Source organism: Croceicoccus marinus, from assembly GCF_001661675.2.
In the GTDB taxonomy this organism is placed as follows: Bacteria; Pseudomonadota; Alphaproteobacteria; order Sphingomonadales; family Sphingomonadaceae; genus Croceicoccus; species Croceicoccus marinus.
Window position 1 is genome coordinate 547,514 of the sequence record NZ_CP019602.1, and the last position, 14,562, is coordinate 562,075.

Consider the following 14,562-nt stretch of genomic DNA (forward strand, 5'->3'; position numbering starts at 1 on the left):
GATGAACCTATCTCTTGCGCGGGGCATCCTGGTCAAGTGCCTTCACCAGCGGATCAGCGGAAGGATCGAGGCATTGTCGTCGGTCCACGCCTGTTCGCTGGGCGGGGGCAGTTGCGACCATTCCGCCTCGCTGTCCTCTATCAGCCGGTTATGGCTTTCGTTGTCGCGGGTCAGCGCGATCCACAGCGAGGGCGTCATGCCGGGGCCAAGGTCGTCGGTATCCATCCGCATGGCGCCATGCCAGCCGCCCCGCCGCGCCAGAGCGGCGACCATCGGCGCAAGGTCGAGATAGCGGTTCGAGACATGGACCAGCAGCAGGCCGTCGGTAGCCAGTGCATCGCCATAGATCGCGAACGCCTCCTGCGTCAGCAGATGCACGGGAATCGCGTCGGATGAGAATGCGTCGATCGCCAGCAGGTCAAAGCTGTCCGCCGGCTGATCGTCCAGCGCGATGCGCGCGTCGCCGATCACGATGCGTGCGTCGGGGGTGCAATCCGACAGGAAGGTGAACGCCCCCGCTTCGGAAAAGGCGACGACCTGCCGGTCGATCTCGAAAAAGGTCCAGCGCTGGTCCGGCTTGCGATAGCAGGCGAGCGTCCCGACGCCGAGGCCCACGACGCCGACCCGGGCATCGGGCGCGGCATGGCGCATCGCGATGCCGACGCCCGAGGTGGTGCCGTAATAGCTGGTGGGATCGGTCGCGCGGTCGGGATCGATGAACTGCTGGCCGTGCAGCGTGGTACCGTGGGTCAGATAGCGCAGCTCTCCATCGGCCGAATTCTCGATATGATAGGCGCCGAAATAGCTGCGCGCGCGCTGCCCGTCGATGCTGGACTGGATGGTCGACCAGCCCAGATGCCCAAGCATCAGCAGCGACAGCACCGCGACATAGAGCCAGCGCTGCGATCCGACGATGATGCCGATGACGGCGATCAGCCCGATGAACCCCGCCACCCTTGCGTTCAGCCCGTACACGGCGGCGAGCGAGAGTTCATAGGCGAGCCACGCCGCCAGCGCGAGCAGCAGCGCCCCGGCCGCCACTGGCAGCCAGCCGCCCCGGCGCCAGAAGGCGGAGACGAAGGGCAGTTCGATCGGGCGCAGCAGCATGGCGGCGGTGATCAGCAATATGGCGTGTTCATAGATCCAGTCGAACACCACCGGGGCGATCAGCGCGCTGAAGATGCCGCCCAGCGCCCCGCCGGTCGCGGTCATCAGGTAGAACAGGGTCAGGTGGCGCGGATCGGGGCGCAGGTCGAAAAGCCTTTTGTGCAGCGCGACCGCGACCAAAAACAGCAGCACCGCCATCGCCAGCGCAATCTCCATGCTGGCCTGCCCCGCCGGTGACAGCGCCAGCGCGCCCACGAACAGCAGGGTGATGGGGGCGATGGTCGACAGGTGCTCGGCCAGCGTGCCCTCCTCGCTGAAGGCGACAGTATAGCTGAGCAGGTAGAGGCCGAGCGGGATCACCCACAGCATCGGGGCGGCCATGACGTCGGTCGTCAGCAGGGTCGTCGTCGACAGCATCAGGCCCGAGGGCACCGCCGCCAGCGCGATCCACAGCGCCAGCAGGCGCGGCGTCACCGCGGGTGCCTCGCGTTCGCGGTCGTCGGGGGAGACATATTCCTGGAAATCGGTGCCGGCGTTCCAGCGCGACCATCCGGCCAGGGCGACCATCGCGATCAGCGCGACGAAGCCCGCGCTCCACAGCAGGCTCTGCACCGCCAGCGGCATGGTCGGTTCGAACAATAGCGGATAGGCGATCAGCCCGCCGAAACTGCCCAGGTTGGATGCGCCGTACAGCACATAGGGATCGCCCGCATCGAGCGAGGCGGCGAACCAGCGCTGCATCAGCGATGCCTGCGACGACAGCATGAAGAACACCGGCCCGATCGACAGCAGGAACAGGCCGGGCACCCACAGCGCCTCCCACCCCGGCGCGGCGGGCGGCAGTTCGGCCAGCGCGATCGGCAGGGTCAGCGCGGCGGCGACCAGCAGCGCGAGGTGGAGCACGACCTGCCGGCGCATCCGCTGGCGCGCGATCGCATGGCTGTAGAGATAGCCGCCCAGAAGCAGCAGCTGGAACACCAGCATCGCGCTGTTCCAGACATTGGGCGCGCCGCCCACCACGGGCAGCGCGAAGCGCGCCGCCATCGGCTGGATCAGGAACAGCAGGAAGCTGCCGACCAGGATCGTGGCGACGAACAGGTTCTGCCGTGCCGGCGCGGTGCCGGCCCGGTCGGCGGTCAGTTCGATCATCTGGGCAGCGCCTTCATCGATGCCATGCATAGGCGATTGGCGCGCGCGTGCAATCCACCTGCGCGCACGGACTTGAGAACACCAATGATGTTTCGGCAGTTGCAGGATGGGGCGCGCTTGGCTTAAGGCGCGGGCCTGATGATGAACGGCGGCCGGTTGGGCCGTGCAAGCAAAGGGCATGACATGTCGGTTTTGAAGGGCAGGCTGGTCACGCTGATCGGCGGCAGTGGCTTTTTCGGGACCCATGTCGCGCAGGCCCTGCTGGAACGGGGCGCGCGGCTGCGCGTGGCGGCGCGCAATCCGAAGGACGCGTTCTCGCTGAGGCCGCTGGCCAATCTGGGGCAGATCCAGTTCGCCCGCGCCGACATCACGAACGAGGCGTCGCTGAACGCCGTGATCGACGGCGCAGACGCGGTGGTGAACCTGGTCGGCGCGTTTTCGGGCAATCTGAACGCGATCATGGGCACGGGCGCGGGCGATGTCGCGCGCATCGCCGCGGACAAGGGCTGCAGCGCCATGGTCCATATCTCGGCCATCGGGGCGGATCCGAATTCATCCATCGATTACCAGAAGTTCAAGGGCGAGGGCGAGATACGCGTGCTGGACGCGTTTCCGATGGCGACCATCCTGCGCCCTTCGATCCTGTTCGGGTCGGACGACAATTTCCTCAACATGTTCGGCGGTCTGATCTCGTCCATGCCGGTGCTGCCGGTGTTCGCGCCTGATGCGAAGCTGCAGCCGCTCTATGTCGACGATGCGGCAGAAGCGGTCGTGTCGGCGCTGGAGGATCCGGGCAAGCATGGCGGCAAGACCTATGAAATCGCGGGTCCCGAAACCGTCACCATGATGGAGCTGAACGAGCGGATCGCCGCCGCGCAGGGCCGCAAGCGCCATTTCGTGCCGCTGCCCGACATGGTGGGTTCGGGCATCGCCAGCATCTCGGGCTTCATCCCCGGCGCGCCGATCAATTCGGACCAGTATGCGATGCTGTCGCAGGGCAATACCGCCAGCGGCGACATGCCGGGCCTGATGAGGCTGGGCATCCAGCCCCGCCCGATGAGCCTGTTCCTGGAACGCTGGATGGTGCGCTATCGCAAGCACGGCCGGTTCAGCGACGACCGGGACATCTGAGGGCGCGACATCTGAAGGGCGCGACATCTGAAGGGCGAGACATCTGAGGGCGCCGCATTCCGGCGGCGCGAATTCCGACGGGTTCGCGCCTAGGCGTTGACGTCGGCGTAATGGCGCGGCGGCAGCGCGCCATCGACGCGGTCCGACAGCAGAGGCTGGAAGCTGGGGCGGCTTTTCAGCACAGAATACCAGCCGCGCGTCGATTCGTGCCCGCGCCAGTCGATCCCGCCCAGATAATCCACGACCGAGATCTGCGCCGCCGCGGTGAGGTCCGCCAGGCTCATCGTTGCGCCCGCCAGCCAGCGGCGATGGTCGATCAGGTAATCGCAGTAATCGAGGTGCTGGTCCGCCAGCCGCATCGCATCGCGCAGCGCCCGCGAATCGGGCGTCTGGCGCAGCACCACGCGCTTGGCATAGCGTTCGGTCAGCAGCGGGGCGGTGACGTCGCCCCAGAAATTCTCGTCGAACAGGGCGACCAGCCGCCGGATTTCTGCCCGATTTGCGGCCGGGCCGTTAATCATCGGGTTCTTCTCGACCGTTTCTTCCAGATATTCTGCGATGGCGCGGCTGTCCGCCAGCACGAGGTCCTTGTCCTCATGCCGCATGGCGGGGGTGCGGCCCGCCGGGTTGATCAGGTAGAATTCCTCGCGCAGCGCCCAAGGATTCTCGGGCTCGAGCGTGTAGGGCACGCCCTTCTCGCTCATCAGCAAGCGCAGCTTGCGGCTGAACGGACACAATGCGAAATGATGTAGCCGCCACATGGCCCCTGGAAATCGTCCCTCGTTTGCCGATCCCGCCGGTCTTCGTCCTGATCCCGCCCGGCGCGGATCCACCGCAAGCGATAGACGCCTGCCCCCGGTGCCCGTCAACAAGCCTTACCAATAATAGTTCCCCTGTTCATAGACTGTTGGCGGCAGGCCGCGGCGCATCCGTGCAGCGATCGGGGCAGTTCTTGCCATTGGCGCTTGTGCGGCAAGCTGCCATTTGCGATGGCACCGGCCCTATGTCCGATCCGCGCATCACCGACATCACCCTGGACGAGGCCACGATCACGTGGCGCAATCCCGATATCGAGCAGGAGCGCCGCGTCGCCATCTTCGACCTGATCGAAGAAAACAGCTTCAAGCCGGTGCGATCGTGGGAAGCGGGGCACAAGGGGCCTTATCGGCTGGCGCTGTCGGTGGTGGACGGCAGGCTGTCGATCTCGGTCAAGGACGAGGAAGGCGGAGAGCTTGAGACGCTGCTGCTGGGCCTGGCGCGCTTTCGCAGGCCGATCCGCGAGTATTTCGCGATCTGCGACAGCTATTACCAGGCAATCCGCAAGGCGACCGCTTCCGAGATCGAAACCATCGACATGGCGCGGCGCGGCATTCACAACCGCGCGACCGAACTGCTGATGGAGCGGCTGGAAGGCAAGATCGAGACCGATTTCGCCACCGCGCGCCGCCTGTTCACGCTGATCTGCGTATTGCACATTCGCGGGTGACGGCGGCGGGCATGGCGAAAGGCAAGCGCATCTGGCGCGCGGGCGCGATCGTGCTGGCTGGCGCCCTGCTGACGGGCGCGGGGTCGGCGTGGTGGCATGCCGCGCACTGGGAACCGGCGGACGGCAGCTATCCGGTGCAGGGCGCCTGGGTGGACGAGCGGCACGATGCACGCGCCGTGCTGGCGCTGGCCGAGGGGGGCGAGGGCGGCACGCCGCTGGTGCGCTTCGTCTATGCCACCGCCAGCAGCGGGGCGTCGGGTCGTAACGACCGCTTTGCCGAAGAGCGCGAGCGCGCGGGCCGTTCGGGCCTCCCGTTCGGCGCGGTACATGTGTTCGACCCGTGCGTGCCCGCCGACCGGCAATCGGCCAATTTCGTCACGCTGGTCCCGCGGGACCGCACCCTGCTGCCGCCTGCCGTCCAGCTTAACGCACTGGGCGAAGACTGCCCCCGCCCGGTGCGCGCGGCGGAGGTGGAGAGCGAGCTTGTCACGTTCCTGAACCAGATCGAGGCGCATGCAGGCCGCCGCGCGGTACTGGCGCCGAGCGAGGCGTTCGAGGCCGCCTATGGCTTCGGCGCGCGGTCGAAGCGGGCGCTATGGCTGGGCCAGGACCGCGAGGAGCCTGCCTATGCCGGCGGCGACTGGGCGATCTGGACCGCGAACAGCGCGCTGCGTCTGGATCAGCTGGAGGAGCCGGTCGGCTGGCTGGTGATGCGGCGCGAACCCGGCGGCGAAACGGGCTGACGGCCGGGATCGTGCACAGGAAGCGGGCGCGCAGGGCTTGCCCCCGCGCCAGCCGATTGGGCAGACCGGTTGCAACAGATATATTGGAGCGAACATGGCGATTCTCTCGGACCGGTGGATCCGCGAACAGGCACAGGCGACGGGCATGATCGAACCCTTCGTCGAGGCGCAGCGGCGCGACGGCTGCATCTCGTACGGCCTGTCGTCCTATGGCTATGATGCGCGGGTGGCGGACGAGTTCAAGATCTTCACCAATGTCGACAGCGCCATCGTCGATCCCAAGGACTTTGCTGCCAACAGCTTCGTCGACCGCAAGACCGACGTCTGCGTCATTCCGCCCAACAGTTTCGCGCTGGCCCGCACGGTCGAATATTTCCGCGTGCCGCGCGATGTGCTGGTGATCTGCCTGGGCAAGAGCACCTATGCGCGCTGCGGGATCATCGTCAACGTCACCCCGCTCGAGCCCGGCTGGGAAGGCCATGTCACGCTGGAGTTTTCGAACACCACGCCGCTGCCCGCCCGGATCTATGCGAACGAGGGCGCGTGCCAGTTTTTGTTCCTGAAGGGGAACGAGCCGTGTGAGGTCAGCTATGCCGACCGGACGGGCAAATACATGGGGCAGCGCGGCGTGACGCTGCCCCGGCTTTGATCAGTCGAGATCGGCGGCGGAGTGCCGCTCGTCCACGGCGCCTTCCACCCGGTCGGATGAGGCATTGACGCGCAGGCCCCGCTTGACGCCGGGGCGTTCGGCGATCGCCTTGGCCCAGCGCTGCACGTTTTCATAGCTCGCGACGTCGAGGAATTCCGCCGCGTCGTACAGGCGGCCCAGCGCCAGCTGCCCGTGCCAGGCGAAGATCGCCATGTCGGCGATGGAATAGTCGTCCGCCAAGAATTCGCGCGTTGCCAGGTGCTTGTCGAGCACGTCCAGCTGCCGCTTCACTTCCATCGTATAGCGGTCGATCGGATAGCGGTATTTCTCTGGCGCATAGGCGTAGAAATGGCCGAAGCCGCCGCCAAGCAGCGGCGCGGTGCCCATCTGCCACATCAGCCATGACAGCGTTTCGCTGCGCTGCGGCCCATCGGCCGGCAGGAACGCGCCGAAAGTCTCGGCCAAGTGCAGCAGGATCGCGCCCGATTCGAATACGCGGAACGGCGTGCCGGTGCTGCGGTCCATCAGAGCGGGGATCTTGGAATTGGGGTTCACCTCGACAAAGCCGCTGGTGAACTGGTCCTGGCTCAATATGTCGATCTTCCAGGCATCGTATTCGGCGCCCTTGTGCCCGGCCGCCAGCAATTCCTCGAACAGGATGGTCACCTTCTGGCCATTGGGCGTGCCCAGCGAATAGAGCTGGAAGGGATGCTCGCCCACAGGCAGCTCGCGATCTTCCCGAGCGCCGGCGGTGGGGCGATTGATGGCGGCGAACTTGCCGCCGTTCTCGCTGTCCCAGGTCCAGACCTTGGGCGGCGTGTAGGCGTCGTTCATGAAGGGGCTCCTCGCGAAAATCTCGATTGCTGCGGTTGCGCATGCTTGTGACTGCGCGCTGTGGTCGCGATATGGGGTGGATGATGACAGACGCAATCGCCGCAGGGATCTACAGCGACAATGCGGCGCTTCGCCGCGCCGCGCGGGGGGATGCCGCGCTGTGCACGATCACCCATATCGATGGCAGCTTCTCGCGCAGGGTGGGGGCGCAGCTGGCGGTCGGCCCCGATGGCGGGATCACCGGCAGCATGGCGGATGGCTGCCTGGAAGCCGCGCTGGCGCATCACGCGGCCGAGGCGGCGGCGCAAGGGGAGCCTCGCTTCCTGCATTTCGGCGGAGCGGGCGACCCGATGGATCTGCGGCTGCCCTGCGGGTCGCGCATCGCGGTGACGGTCGATCCCGATCCGGCTCGTGAGGGGCTGGCGCAGGCGGTCGGCGCGCTCGACGCGCGGCGGCATGCCGAGCTGACGGTGCCGCTGGCGGACGGTGTGTTCCGCCGCACCTATCGGCCCGAGCTGCGCATCGTCGCGATCGGCACGGGGCCGGAACTGGCCGCATTCGAGCGGCTGGCGGCGGTGCATGGCGCGGTCGTCGCGGCAGTGCGTCCCTTTGGCGAGCAAGCGGGTTGCGGCGTGGCGCAGGGCCTGTCGCTGGGGGCCGCGCCCGATCTGCCGCTTGACCGCTGGAGCGCGGTGGTGGTGCTGTTCCACGACCACGAATGGGAGCGTTCGATCATCCCCTGGGCGGTGTCCAGCGACGCATTCTATGTCGGCGCGCAGGGCGGCGCGCTGACGCGCGAGGCGCGGCTGGCGCATCTGTCCGAGCTTAGCCTGTCGGACCGCGCGCAGGGACGCCTGCACGGGCCGGTGGGGCTGATCCCCAAGGCGCGCGACCCGGCGGTGCTGGCATTGTCGGTGCTGGCCGAGATCGTCGCGGCATATGAGGCAGCGGGCGAATGATCGAGGCACGGCGCGTCTTCGCCGCCACGCTGGCCGCCGGGCTGGCGCGGCGGTTCGGGGGCGACAAGCTTTCGCAGCAATTTGGCGGCGGCAGCGTGCTCGGCGCCGCGCTTGCGCCGCTTGACGGCTTCGACTGGCTGGAACGGGGCGTCGTCGTGCAGGCCGGCCGCGATGTGCCGGGAATGCGAATCGTCAATCCGGCTCCGGAACGCGGCATGGGCCATTCGCTGGCACTCGCGGCCCGCGCGGCGGAGGAAGCGCGGGCGGATTTCCTGCTGGTAACCCTGGGCGACATGCCGCGGCTTCGTGCCGCCAGCCTTGGCCGCCTGCTGCAGGCTTGCCCCGACCGGGACGATGCGCTGGCGGCGCTGGTGGTGCGGGGCGGTCCGCCCGGCCCGCCTGCCGTTTTCGGCAAGTCATGGTTCAGGCAGCTTGGTCTAGAGGGCGGCGACACGGGCGCGCGAGACGTTCTGCGCGATCCGGCGAACAGCCCGGTGCTGGTCGACCTGCCCGCCGACGAGGCCGCGGACATCGACACGCCCGCCGACCTTCGGCGCCTGCGGAACGATTAGTGGCGGCTTTGATACATTGCCCCTTGAATAGATGCCCTGTCACCTATTGGTAAGAATTTCGACCTAGCGGAAATGCTCATGACCCAGATCGCACCCATGCCCCTCGACCGGCGCCGCTTTCTTGCGGCCACCAGCGCCTTTGCGGGCCTTGCCGCCAGCGGTTGCACCACCGCCAGTTCCGGTCCGCCGGCACCCCGCGCGCTGGTCTATGGCCAGCTGGTGAAGGATCCCGATGGCGTTCTCGACCTGCCGCAGGGGTTTTCCTATCGCGTGGTCAGCCGGCTGGGCGATGCGATGGACGATGGCGGCACCGTGCCCGACCGCGCCGACGGGATGGGCTGTTTCCAGCTGCCCGATGGCCGGATCGCGCTGGTCCGCAATCACGAGCTGAAGCCGAACCATGACGCGGGCGGCGTGCTGCCAAGCGGCTTTGCGCGCGGCCGCGATGGCAAGGTGCTGCCCGGCGGCACCACGACTTTGGTGCTGTACCCCGATACGCTGGAGGTCGAGCATCAATATCGCTCATTGGCAGGGACGATCCGCAATTGCGCGGGCGGAACCACGCCATGGGGCAGCTGGCTGACGTGCGAGGAAGCCAAGCTGGGCGGCGATACCGAACCGGGCCATGGCTGGGTATTCGAAGTGCCTGCCGCGCATCGGGGGTTGGTCGATCCGGTGCCGCTGAAGGCGATGGGCCGCTTCAATCACGAAGCGGCGGTGATCGATCCAGTCAGCGGCCATGCCTATCTGACCGAGGACCGCGAAGACGGGCTGATCTATCGCTTCATTCCCAATGAGAAGGGCAATCTGGCCGCGGGCGGCAGGCTGCAGGCGCTGACCGGCATCGCCGATACGCGCAACTGGGGCGGCAATGTCACGATGAAGGTCGGCGAGCCGATCCGCGTGGGCTGGGTCGACCTGGACGATGTCGAGGCGCCCAGGGACGATCTGCGGCTGCGCGGCGCGGCCAAGGGCGCGGCGTTGTTCGCGCGGGGCGAGGGCATTCACATGGGCCCCGACAGTTCGGGCCGCAGCGAGGCCTATTTCTGCTGCACCAGCGGCGGTGCGGCGGGATATGGGCAGGTATTCCGCCTGATCCCCGGCCCCGACGGCGACCGGCTGGAATTGTTCTATGAATCGACCGACCGGCGCGACTTCTTCTATGGCGACAATCTGACCGTGGCGGCCAACGGGCACCTGGTGGTGTGCGAGGACAGCTATGACGCGGTCGTCGACAACCATATCCGCGGCATCACGCCCGAAGGCGCGGCCTATCCGATCGCGCGCCTGACCATGCAGACCGAGCTGGCGGGAGCGTGCTTTTCGCCCGATGGCCGCACGCTGTTCGTCAACGCCTATAGCCCGTCGATCACCTTTGCGATCACAGGGCCCTGGCTGGCCTGACCGATCGTCTTAAGGCACGGTCTTGAGGGGGCCTGCCGCCACCGGGCGGCGGGCCCTTCTTGCGTTCGGGCCGAAGGCGGCCGACGCTGGACGCACCCTTGCGGGCACGTTCCAACCATCTGCGATGTCAAGGAAAATGGAGCGGGCGAAGGGATTCGAACCCTCGACCCCAACCTTGGCAAGGTTGTGCTCTACCCCTGAGCTACGCCCGCTCTGAACGCCTGCATCGGTGGGTTTGAAGCCCTTCCGATCGGGGTGAGGCGCGCCGTTAGCATGGGGTCTGGGGGGTCGCAACAGGAAAATACACCCAATCGGCATTTCGCTGAAAAATAAGGGTGCTTTCGTTCCGCCGTCCATAGCTCGCAGCCCGCGCGCTCTTGGAAAATGGCGCGAACCGCCCCACATTAGCCGCCAAGCCAACCTTTCGGCGCATGCCGCGCATTGCCGCAGCGCCAGACGACAGTTTCAGGAGAATCACACTTGGCGAGCATGGGTCTGAACCTCGACGAGCAGAAAGCCGTGGACCGTTTCCGGCAGCAGGTCGTCGAGCCTTCGATGAAGAGCCTCGTGATCCTGGACTTCTGGGCGGAATGGTGCGGGCCGTGCAAGGCGCTGACGCCGACGCTTGAGAAGATCGCCGCGGAATATGCCGACAAGGGCGTCGTCCTTGCCAAGGTCAACGTGGACGAGGAGCAGTTCATCGCCTCGCAGTTCCAGGTGCGTTCGATTCCCACCGTCTATGCGATGTTTCAGGGCCAGCCGGTCGCGGACCTGACCAGCGCGCGCAGCGAGGGGCAGCTGAGGCAGGCGATCGACCAGATCCTGTCGCAATTGCCGATCCAGCCGCAGGCTGCCGATGGCGAGGATCCGCAAGAGGATATCGCCCCGCTGCTCGCCATGGGCGAGGATGTGCTGGCCAGCGGCGATGCGGAGCGTGCCATGGGCATCTTCGCGCAGATCGTGCAGATGGCGCCCGACAATGCCGCCGCGCATGCGGGCCTGCTGACCGCCATGGCCAGCGCGGACCATGTCGCCGAAGCCGAAGCGGCGCTGGCCGAACTGCCGCCCGAAATGGTAGGCGATCCGGCCATCGACCGCGCCAGGGCGGCGATCCAGCTGGCGAAGGACAAGCCCGACGATGCGGCGCTCGATGCCCTGCGCAAGGCCGCGGCGGAGCGTCCAGCGGACATGGAGGCGCAATACGAATTCGCGCAGGCGGCCTTTGCCGCCGGCTCGCGGGATGAGGCTGCCGATACGCTGCTGAAGATGATAGAGAGCGATCCGGCCTGGAACGAGGGCGCGGCCAAGGCCAAGCTGCTGCAGATGTTCGAGGCGGTGGGGCTCGATGATCCATGGGTCGCTTCCACGCGCCGCCGCCTGTCGCTGCTGCTGTTCGGATGATCGGCGGAACGGACATGGGTTCAGGCCTCGAAACGACGCGAATCTCGATCTTCCCGCTTTCGGGTGCGATCCTGTTTCCCGGGTTGCAATTGCCGCTGCACGTGTTGGAGCCGCGCTATCGCGCCCTCGTCGAGGATTCGCTGGCTCGCGACCGGATGATCGGCATGATCCAGCCGCATCGCCCATCCGAAGGCGCGCCCCTGTTCGATGTCGGCTGCCTTGGCCGCATCGGCGAGGTCGAGGCGCTGGAGGACGGGCGTTTCAACCTCGTGCTCGACGGGGTGACCCGGTTCCGCGTCATGGAGGAGATGGAGGTCGACACCCCGTTCCGCCAGGTACGCGCCGAACTGCTGTCCGACAATGACGAGACTGCCCTGCTGCCGGTCGAGCGTGCCGCGTTCGAGGAGGAAGCCAAGAGCTTTGCCGATGCGCAGGGCTATTCGGTGGACTGGGAACAGGTTTCGCGGCTGGACGACATGTCGCTGATCAACGGGGTGGCGCAGGTTGCGCCGTTCGACGCGGCGGCGAAGCAGGCGCTGCTCGAAACCGATACGCTGGGCGAACGCTGTTCGCTGCTGGTGCAGCTGATGCAGTTCTTCGGCCGCCATGGCGAAGACGATTCGGTCACGCTGCAATAGCGCGCGCCGGGCCCTAGACTCCGAGGCTGCCTTCGATCCCGTTGATCACGAATTGCGCCGCCAATGCGGCCAGCAGGACCCCCAGAAGCCGGGTGATCACCGCCTCGAACTGCTTGCCCAGCAGTTTCATCAGCGGCGCGGATGCCAGCAGCGCGACCAGTGTCAGCACCATCACGGTCGCCAGCGCACCCAGGATGACGAAGGTCTGCTCGATCCCCTCGGCCCGCGCCATCAGCAGCATGATGGAAGCGATCGCGCCCGGACCCGCCAGCATCGGCATGGCCATCGGAAAGACCGACACATCCTCGATCTCGGGCGTGGCCTTGACCAGGTCGGCGCGTTCGTGGCGGCGTTCGGTGCGTTTTTCGAACACCATTTCCAGCGCGATCAGGAACAGCATGATACCGCCCGCGATGCGGAACGAGTCGAGTTCGATATGCAGCGCATTCAGCAATTGCTCGCCGAACAGGGCGAACACCAGAAGGATGGCGCTAGCGATGACCGTGGCGCGGATCGCCTGCGCGCGGCGTTCGGACGCCGGCATCTCGCTGGTAAGGCCGTAATAGATCGGCGCGCAGCCCGGCGGGTCGATCACCACGAACAGGGTGGCAAAGGCAGAGGCGAAGAGTTCGAACATGTCAGGCCGCGCAGTCCGCCCCGCCGGGAGCGGCTATGTTGCGGGTGAAGACGGGGTCGCCCCATTCCTCGCCCGCTTTCATGCGAATGTTGATCGTACGCGCGCAATCGTCCGCGACCAACACATCCCAGCGCAGCGTGCCGTCGCGGCTGACGCCGAAGGGCGCGCCGGAATGGGCGGGGGGCTGCATGGCCTGCGGGTCGCGGCCTTCGCACGATGCCACATGGGTGGCGATGATGTCGGGTGCGGCGATGGGCTGCGCCGCTTCGTCTCCCTGGTCCATCGTCCAGCGATAGCTGCCGTCGTCCTGCCGCGCCCAGGCGGTGGTAAACCAGCCGGTCGATCCATCGGGACGCTGCCACGCGCCATAGCTGACCGATAGCGAGCCATCGCAGCTCGACCAGATCTCGTGCGGTTGCCAGCGGACCGTTTGCGCCGGATCGGCGCGGCCCTTCAACCACTGCTGCGCATTGACGACCTGCGGCACGAACATGATGGCATCGTTCGCGGCATATTCGCGGAACGCGGTCCACTGGCCCTTTTCGCGGGCACGCTGGGCAAAGGCGATTTCCGCCGCGACCACCTGGCCCGGCTGTGCAATCGGCTGCAGCGACCGGCCGTACTGGCCATAGCCGCCGCGGCTGGTCGAGCCGCTGCAGGCGGCCAGCGCCAGCATGGCCGAAACGATCAGCCCGCCGCGCAGCCATGCATGCGTCTCAGCCAATATTCTCGCGCCTTCTGGCAGCGGTCAGCGTGTTGTGGAGCAGGCAGGCGATGGTCATCGGTCCGACGCCGCCGGGCACGGGCGTCACCGCCGCGGCGACCTTCATCGCTTCGGCGAAGTCGACATCGCCGACCAGCCTGGTCTTGCCGTCGTCCGCGGGGACGCGGTTGATGCCGACGTCGATCACGGTCGCGCCCGGTTTCAGCCAGTCGCCCCTGACCATTTCGGGCCGTCCGACGGCGGCCACCACGATATCCGCGCCGCGCACCACGGCGGGCAGGTCCTGCGTGCGGCTGTGCGCGATGGTGACGGTGCAGCTTTCGCGCAACAGCAACATGGCCATCGGCTTGCCCACGATGTTGGAGCGGCCGATGATCACCGCGCTTTTGCCCGACAGATCGCCCAGCCGGTCCTTCAGCAGCATGAGACAGCCCAGCGGGGTGCAGGCGACGAAGCCGTCCTGGCCGGTCGCCAGCCGACCCGCGCTGCCGATGGTGAAGCCGTCGACGTCCTTGTCGGGGTCGATCGCCTCGATCACCTTGAGCTCGTCGATGTGGCGGGGCAGGGGCAGCTGGACCAATATGCCGTCGACCGCAGGGTCGGCGTTCAGCTGGCCGATCAGGGACAGCAGATCGCCTTCCGCCGTATCGGCGGGCAGGCGATGCTCGAAGCTCTCCATCCCCGCTTCGACGCAGGCCTTGTGCTTGGATCTGACATAGACGGTACTGGCCGGATCCTCGCCCACCAGCACCACCGCAAGGCCCGGCGCGCGCCCGGCCTGTGCGCGGAAGGTATCCACGCCTTTTGCCACATCGGCGCGCAGATTCGCGGCGAAACCCTTGCCGTCGATGATATCGCCCATGGCTAGTAAACCACCGCCGAACGATAGACCGCGTTCAGGATCATGATCAGCACGTTGAGCCCGACGATCAGCACCAGCGGCGAGAAATCGATCGCGCCGGTATTGGGCATGATCTTGCGGATCGGTCGGAGCATCGGTTCCAGCAAGGCGTTCAGTGCGGTGTAGATCGCCGACACGAACTGGTTGTGCATGTTGACCACGTTGAACGAGATCAGCAGCGACAGCACGAATTGCACGATCACCAGCACGACGATGATGTCGACCAG

General features: G+C 66.7%; 16 protein-coding genes and 1 tRNA gene. 9 read left to right on the forward strand and 8 right to left on the reverse strand.

The window, feature by feature from the left end:
- Window positions 1-42: 42 nt before the first annotated feature.
- The gene (locus A9D14_RS02685; RefSeq protein WP_066848011.1) at window positions 43-2,256 is read right to left on the reverse strand and encodes a spermidine synthase; all 2,214 of its coding nucleotides are present in this window, start codon (window positions 2,254-2,256) and stop codon (window positions 43-45) included.
- A gap of 183 nt (window positions 2,257-2,439) precedes the next feature.
- Here A9D14_RS02685 and A9D14_RS02690 point away from each other — a divergent pair, with 183 nt between their 5' ends.
- Entirely contained in the window at window positions 2,440-3,387 is a 948-nt protein-coding gene (locus A9D14_RS02690) for a complex I NDUFA9 subunit family protein (protein ID WP_066848019.1), read from the forward strand.
- 89 nt (window positions 3,388-3,476) lie between these two features.
- Here the strand turns inward: A9D14_RS02690 and A9D14_RS02695 are convergent, their stop codons facing one another.
- Entirely contained in the window at window positions 3,477-4,148 is a 672-nt protein-coding gene (locus A9D14_RS02695) for a glutathione S-transferase family protein (protein WP_066842736.1), read from the reverse strand.
- 242 nt (window positions 4,149-4,390) lie between these two features.
- Here A9D14_RS02695 and A9D14_RS02700 point away from each other — a divergent pair, with 242 nt between their 5' ends.
- The 3 genes from A9D14_RS02700 to dcd all read left to right on the forward strand — a co-directional run bounded on the left by A9D14_RS02700 (window position 4,391) and on the right by dcd (window position 6,265).
- On the forward strand, window positions 4,391-4,873 hold the full coding sequence (locus A9D14_RS02700) for a UPF0262 family protein (protein WP_066842738.1): 483 nt from the start codon (window positions 4,391-4,393) through the stop codon (window positions 4,871-4,873).
- A gap of 11 nt (window positions 4,874-4,884) precedes the next feature.
- Window positions 4,885-5,616, forward strand: coding sequence for a glycoside hydrolase family 25 protein (locus A9D14_RS02705; RefSeq protein WP_066842740.1), 732 nt, complete (start codon window positions 4,885-4,887; stop codon window positions 5,614-5,616).
- 94 nt (window positions 5,617-5,710) lie between these two features.
- Entirely contained in the window at window positions 5,711-6,265 is a 555-nt protein-coding gene (gene dcd, locus A9D14_RS02710; protein WP_066842742.1) for a dCTP deaminase, read from the forward strand.
- Here the strand turns inward: dcd and yghU are convergent, their stop codons facing one another.
- The gene (gene yghU / locus A9D14_RS02715) at window positions 6,266-7,099 is read right to left on the reverse strand and encodes a glutathione-dependent disulfide-bond oxidoreductase (RefSeq protein ID WP_066842744.1); all 834 of its coding nucleotides are present in this window, start codon (window positions 7,097-7,099) and stop codon (window positions 6,266-6,268) included.
- A gap of 83 nt (window positions 7,100-7,182) precedes the next feature.
- Here yghU and A9D14_RS02720 point away from each other — a divergent pair, with 83 nt between their 5' ends.
- The 3 genes from A9D14_RS02720 (at window position 7,183) to A9D14_RS02730 (ending at window position 10,034) form a co-directional block, all read left to right on the forward strand.
- Window positions 7,183-8,058: an XdhC family protein gene (locus tag A9D14_RS02720; protein WP_198302036.1), complete on the forward strand. Its 876-nt coding sequence runs from the start codon at window positions 7,183-7,185 to the stop codon at window positions 8,056-8,058.
- Window positions 8,055-8,630, forward strand: a complete 576-nt coding sequence (locus A9D14_RS02725; RefSeq protein ID WP_066842748.1) for a nucleotidyltransferase family protein — start codon at window positions 8,055-8,057, stop codon at window positions 8,628-8,630. Before A9D14_RS02720 ends, A9D14_RS02725 begins: the two co-directional genes overlap by 4 nt.
- Window positions 8,631-8,708: 78 nt before the next feature.
- Entirely contained in the window at window positions 8,709-10,034 is a 1,326-nt protein-coding gene (locus A9D14_RS02730; protein WP_087910538.1) for an alkaline phosphatase PhoX, read from the forward strand.
- A gap of 137 nt (window positions 10,035-10,171) precedes the next feature.
- On the opposite strand, the gene A9D14_RS02735 is transcribed toward A9D14_RS02730, so the two are convergent.
- Window positions 10,172-10,246, reverse strand: a tRNA-Gly gene (locus tag A9D14_RS02735).
- Window positions 10,247-10,523: 277 nt separating this feature from the next.
- Here A9D14_RS02735 and A9D14_RS02740 point away from each other — a divergent pair.
- The gene (locus tag A9D14_RS02740; RefSeq protein ID WP_066842750.1) at window positions 10,524-11,435 is read left to right on the forward strand and encodes a tetratricopeptide repeat protein; all 912 of its coding nucleotides are present in this window, start codon (window positions 10,524-10,526) and stop codon (window positions 11,433-11,435) included.
- Between the two features lie 14 nt (window positions 11,436-11,449).
- Complete coding sequence (locus A9D14_RS02745; protein WP_066848022.1) at window positions 11,450-12,073, forward strand: LON peptidase substrate-binding domain-containing protein; 624 nt, start codon at window positions 11,450-11,452, stop codon at window positions 12,071-12,073.
- A gap of 13 nt (window positions 12,074-12,086) precedes the next feature.
- On the opposite strand, the gene A9D14_RS02750 is transcribed toward A9D14_RS02745, so the two are convergent.
- The 4 genes from A9D14_RS02750 to A9D14_RS02765 are packed head-to-tail and all read right to left on the reverse strand — an operon-like array spanning window position 12,087 to window position 14,544.
- On the reverse strand, window positions 12,087-12,710 hold the full coding sequence (locus A9D14_RS02750; protein ID WP_066842752.1) for a MarC family protein: 624 nt from the start codon (window positions 12,708-12,710) through the stop codon (window positions 12,087-12,089).
- A gap of 1 nt (window position 12,711) precedes the next feature.
- On the reverse strand, window positions 12,712-13,434 hold the full coding sequence (locus A9D14_RS02755; protein ID WP_083987559.1) for a hypothetical protein: 723 nt from the start codon (window positions 13,432-13,434) through the stop codon (window positions 12,712-12,714).
- Window positions 13,427-14,296 (reverse strand): bifunctional methylenetetrahydrofolate dehydrogenase/methenyltetrahydrofolate cyclohydrolase FolD, encoded by an 870-nt coding sequence (gene folD, locus A9D14_RS02760; protein ID WP_066842754.1) that lies wholly within the window; start codon window positions 14,294-14,296, stop codon window positions 13,427-13,429. The genes A9D14_RS02755 and folD overlap by 8 nt, the downstream gene beginning before the upstream one ends.
- Before the next feature lie 2 nt (window positions 14,297-14,298).
- On the reverse strand, window positions 14,299-14,544 hold the full coding sequence (locus tag A9D14_RS02765) for a YggT family protein (protein ID WP_232468732.1): 246 nt from the start codon (window positions 14,542-14,544) through the stop codon (window positions 14,299-14,301).
- Window positions 14,545-14,562 lie beyond the last annotated feature (18 nt).

What these genes read in the sequence shown, in the direction of transcription:
- A9D14_RS02695 (WP_066842736.1), bottom strand. Translation starts at nt 4,148, where the DNA reads ATGTGGCGGCTACATCATTTCGCATTGTGTCCGTTCAGCCGCAAGCTG.
- A9D14_RS02690 (WP_066848019.1), top strand. Translation starts at nt 2,440, where the DNA reads ATGTCGGTTTTGAAGGGCAGGCTGGTCACGCTGATCGGCGGCAGTGGC.
- yghU (WP_066842744.1), bottom strand. Translation starts at nt 7,099, where the DNA reads ATGAACGACGCCTACACGCCGCCCAAGGTCTGGACCTGGGACAGCGAG.
- folD (WP_066842754.1), bottom strand. Translation starts at nt 14,296, where the DNA reads ATGGGCGATATCATCGACGGCAAGGGTTTCGCCGCGAATCTGCGCGCC.
- A9D14_RS02740 (WP_066842750.1), top strand. Translation starts at nt 10,524, where the DNA reads ATGGGTCTGAACCTCGACGAGCAGAAAGCCGTGGACCGTTTCCGGCAG.
- dcd (WP_066842742.1), top strand. Translation starts at nt 5,711, where the DNA reads ATGGCGATTCTCTCGGACCGGTGGATCCGCGAACAGGCACAGGCGACG.
- A9D14_RS02730 (WP_087910538.1), top strand. Translation starts at nt 8,709, where the DNA reads ATGACCCAGATCGCACCCATGCCCCTCGACCGGCGCCGCTTTCTTGCG.
- A9D14_RS02750 (WP_066842752.1), bottom strand. Translation starts at nt 12,710, where the DNA reads ATGTTCGAACTCTTCGCCTCTGCCTTTGCCACCCTGTTCGTGGTGATC.
- A9D14_RS02720 (WP_198302036.1), top strand. Translation starts at nt 7,183, where the DNA reads ATGACAGACGCAATCGCCGCAGGGATCTACAGCGACAATGCGGCGCTT.
- A9D14_RS02745 (WP_066848022.1), top strand. Translation starts at nt 11,450, where the DNA reads ATGGGTTCAGGCCTCGAAACGACGCGAATCTCGATCTTCCCGCTTTCG.
- A9D14_RS02725 (WP_066842748.1), top strand. Translation starts at nt 8,055, where the DNA reads ATGATCGAGGCACGGCGCGTCTTCGCCGCCACGCTGGCCGCCGGGCTG.
- A9D14_RS02705 (WP_066842740.1), top strand. Translation starts at nt 4,885, where the DNA reads ATGGCGAAAGGCAAGCGCATCTGGCGCGCGGGCGCGATCGTGCTGGCT.
- A9D14_RS02700 (WP_066842738.1), top strand. Translation starts at nt 4,391, where the DNA reads ATGTCCGATCCGCGCATCACCGACATCACCCTGGACGAGGCCACGATC.
- A9D14_RS02685 (WP_066848011.1), bottom strand. Translation starts at nt 2,256, where the DNA reads ATGATCGAACTGACCGCCGACCGGGCCGGCACCGCGCCGGCACGGCAG.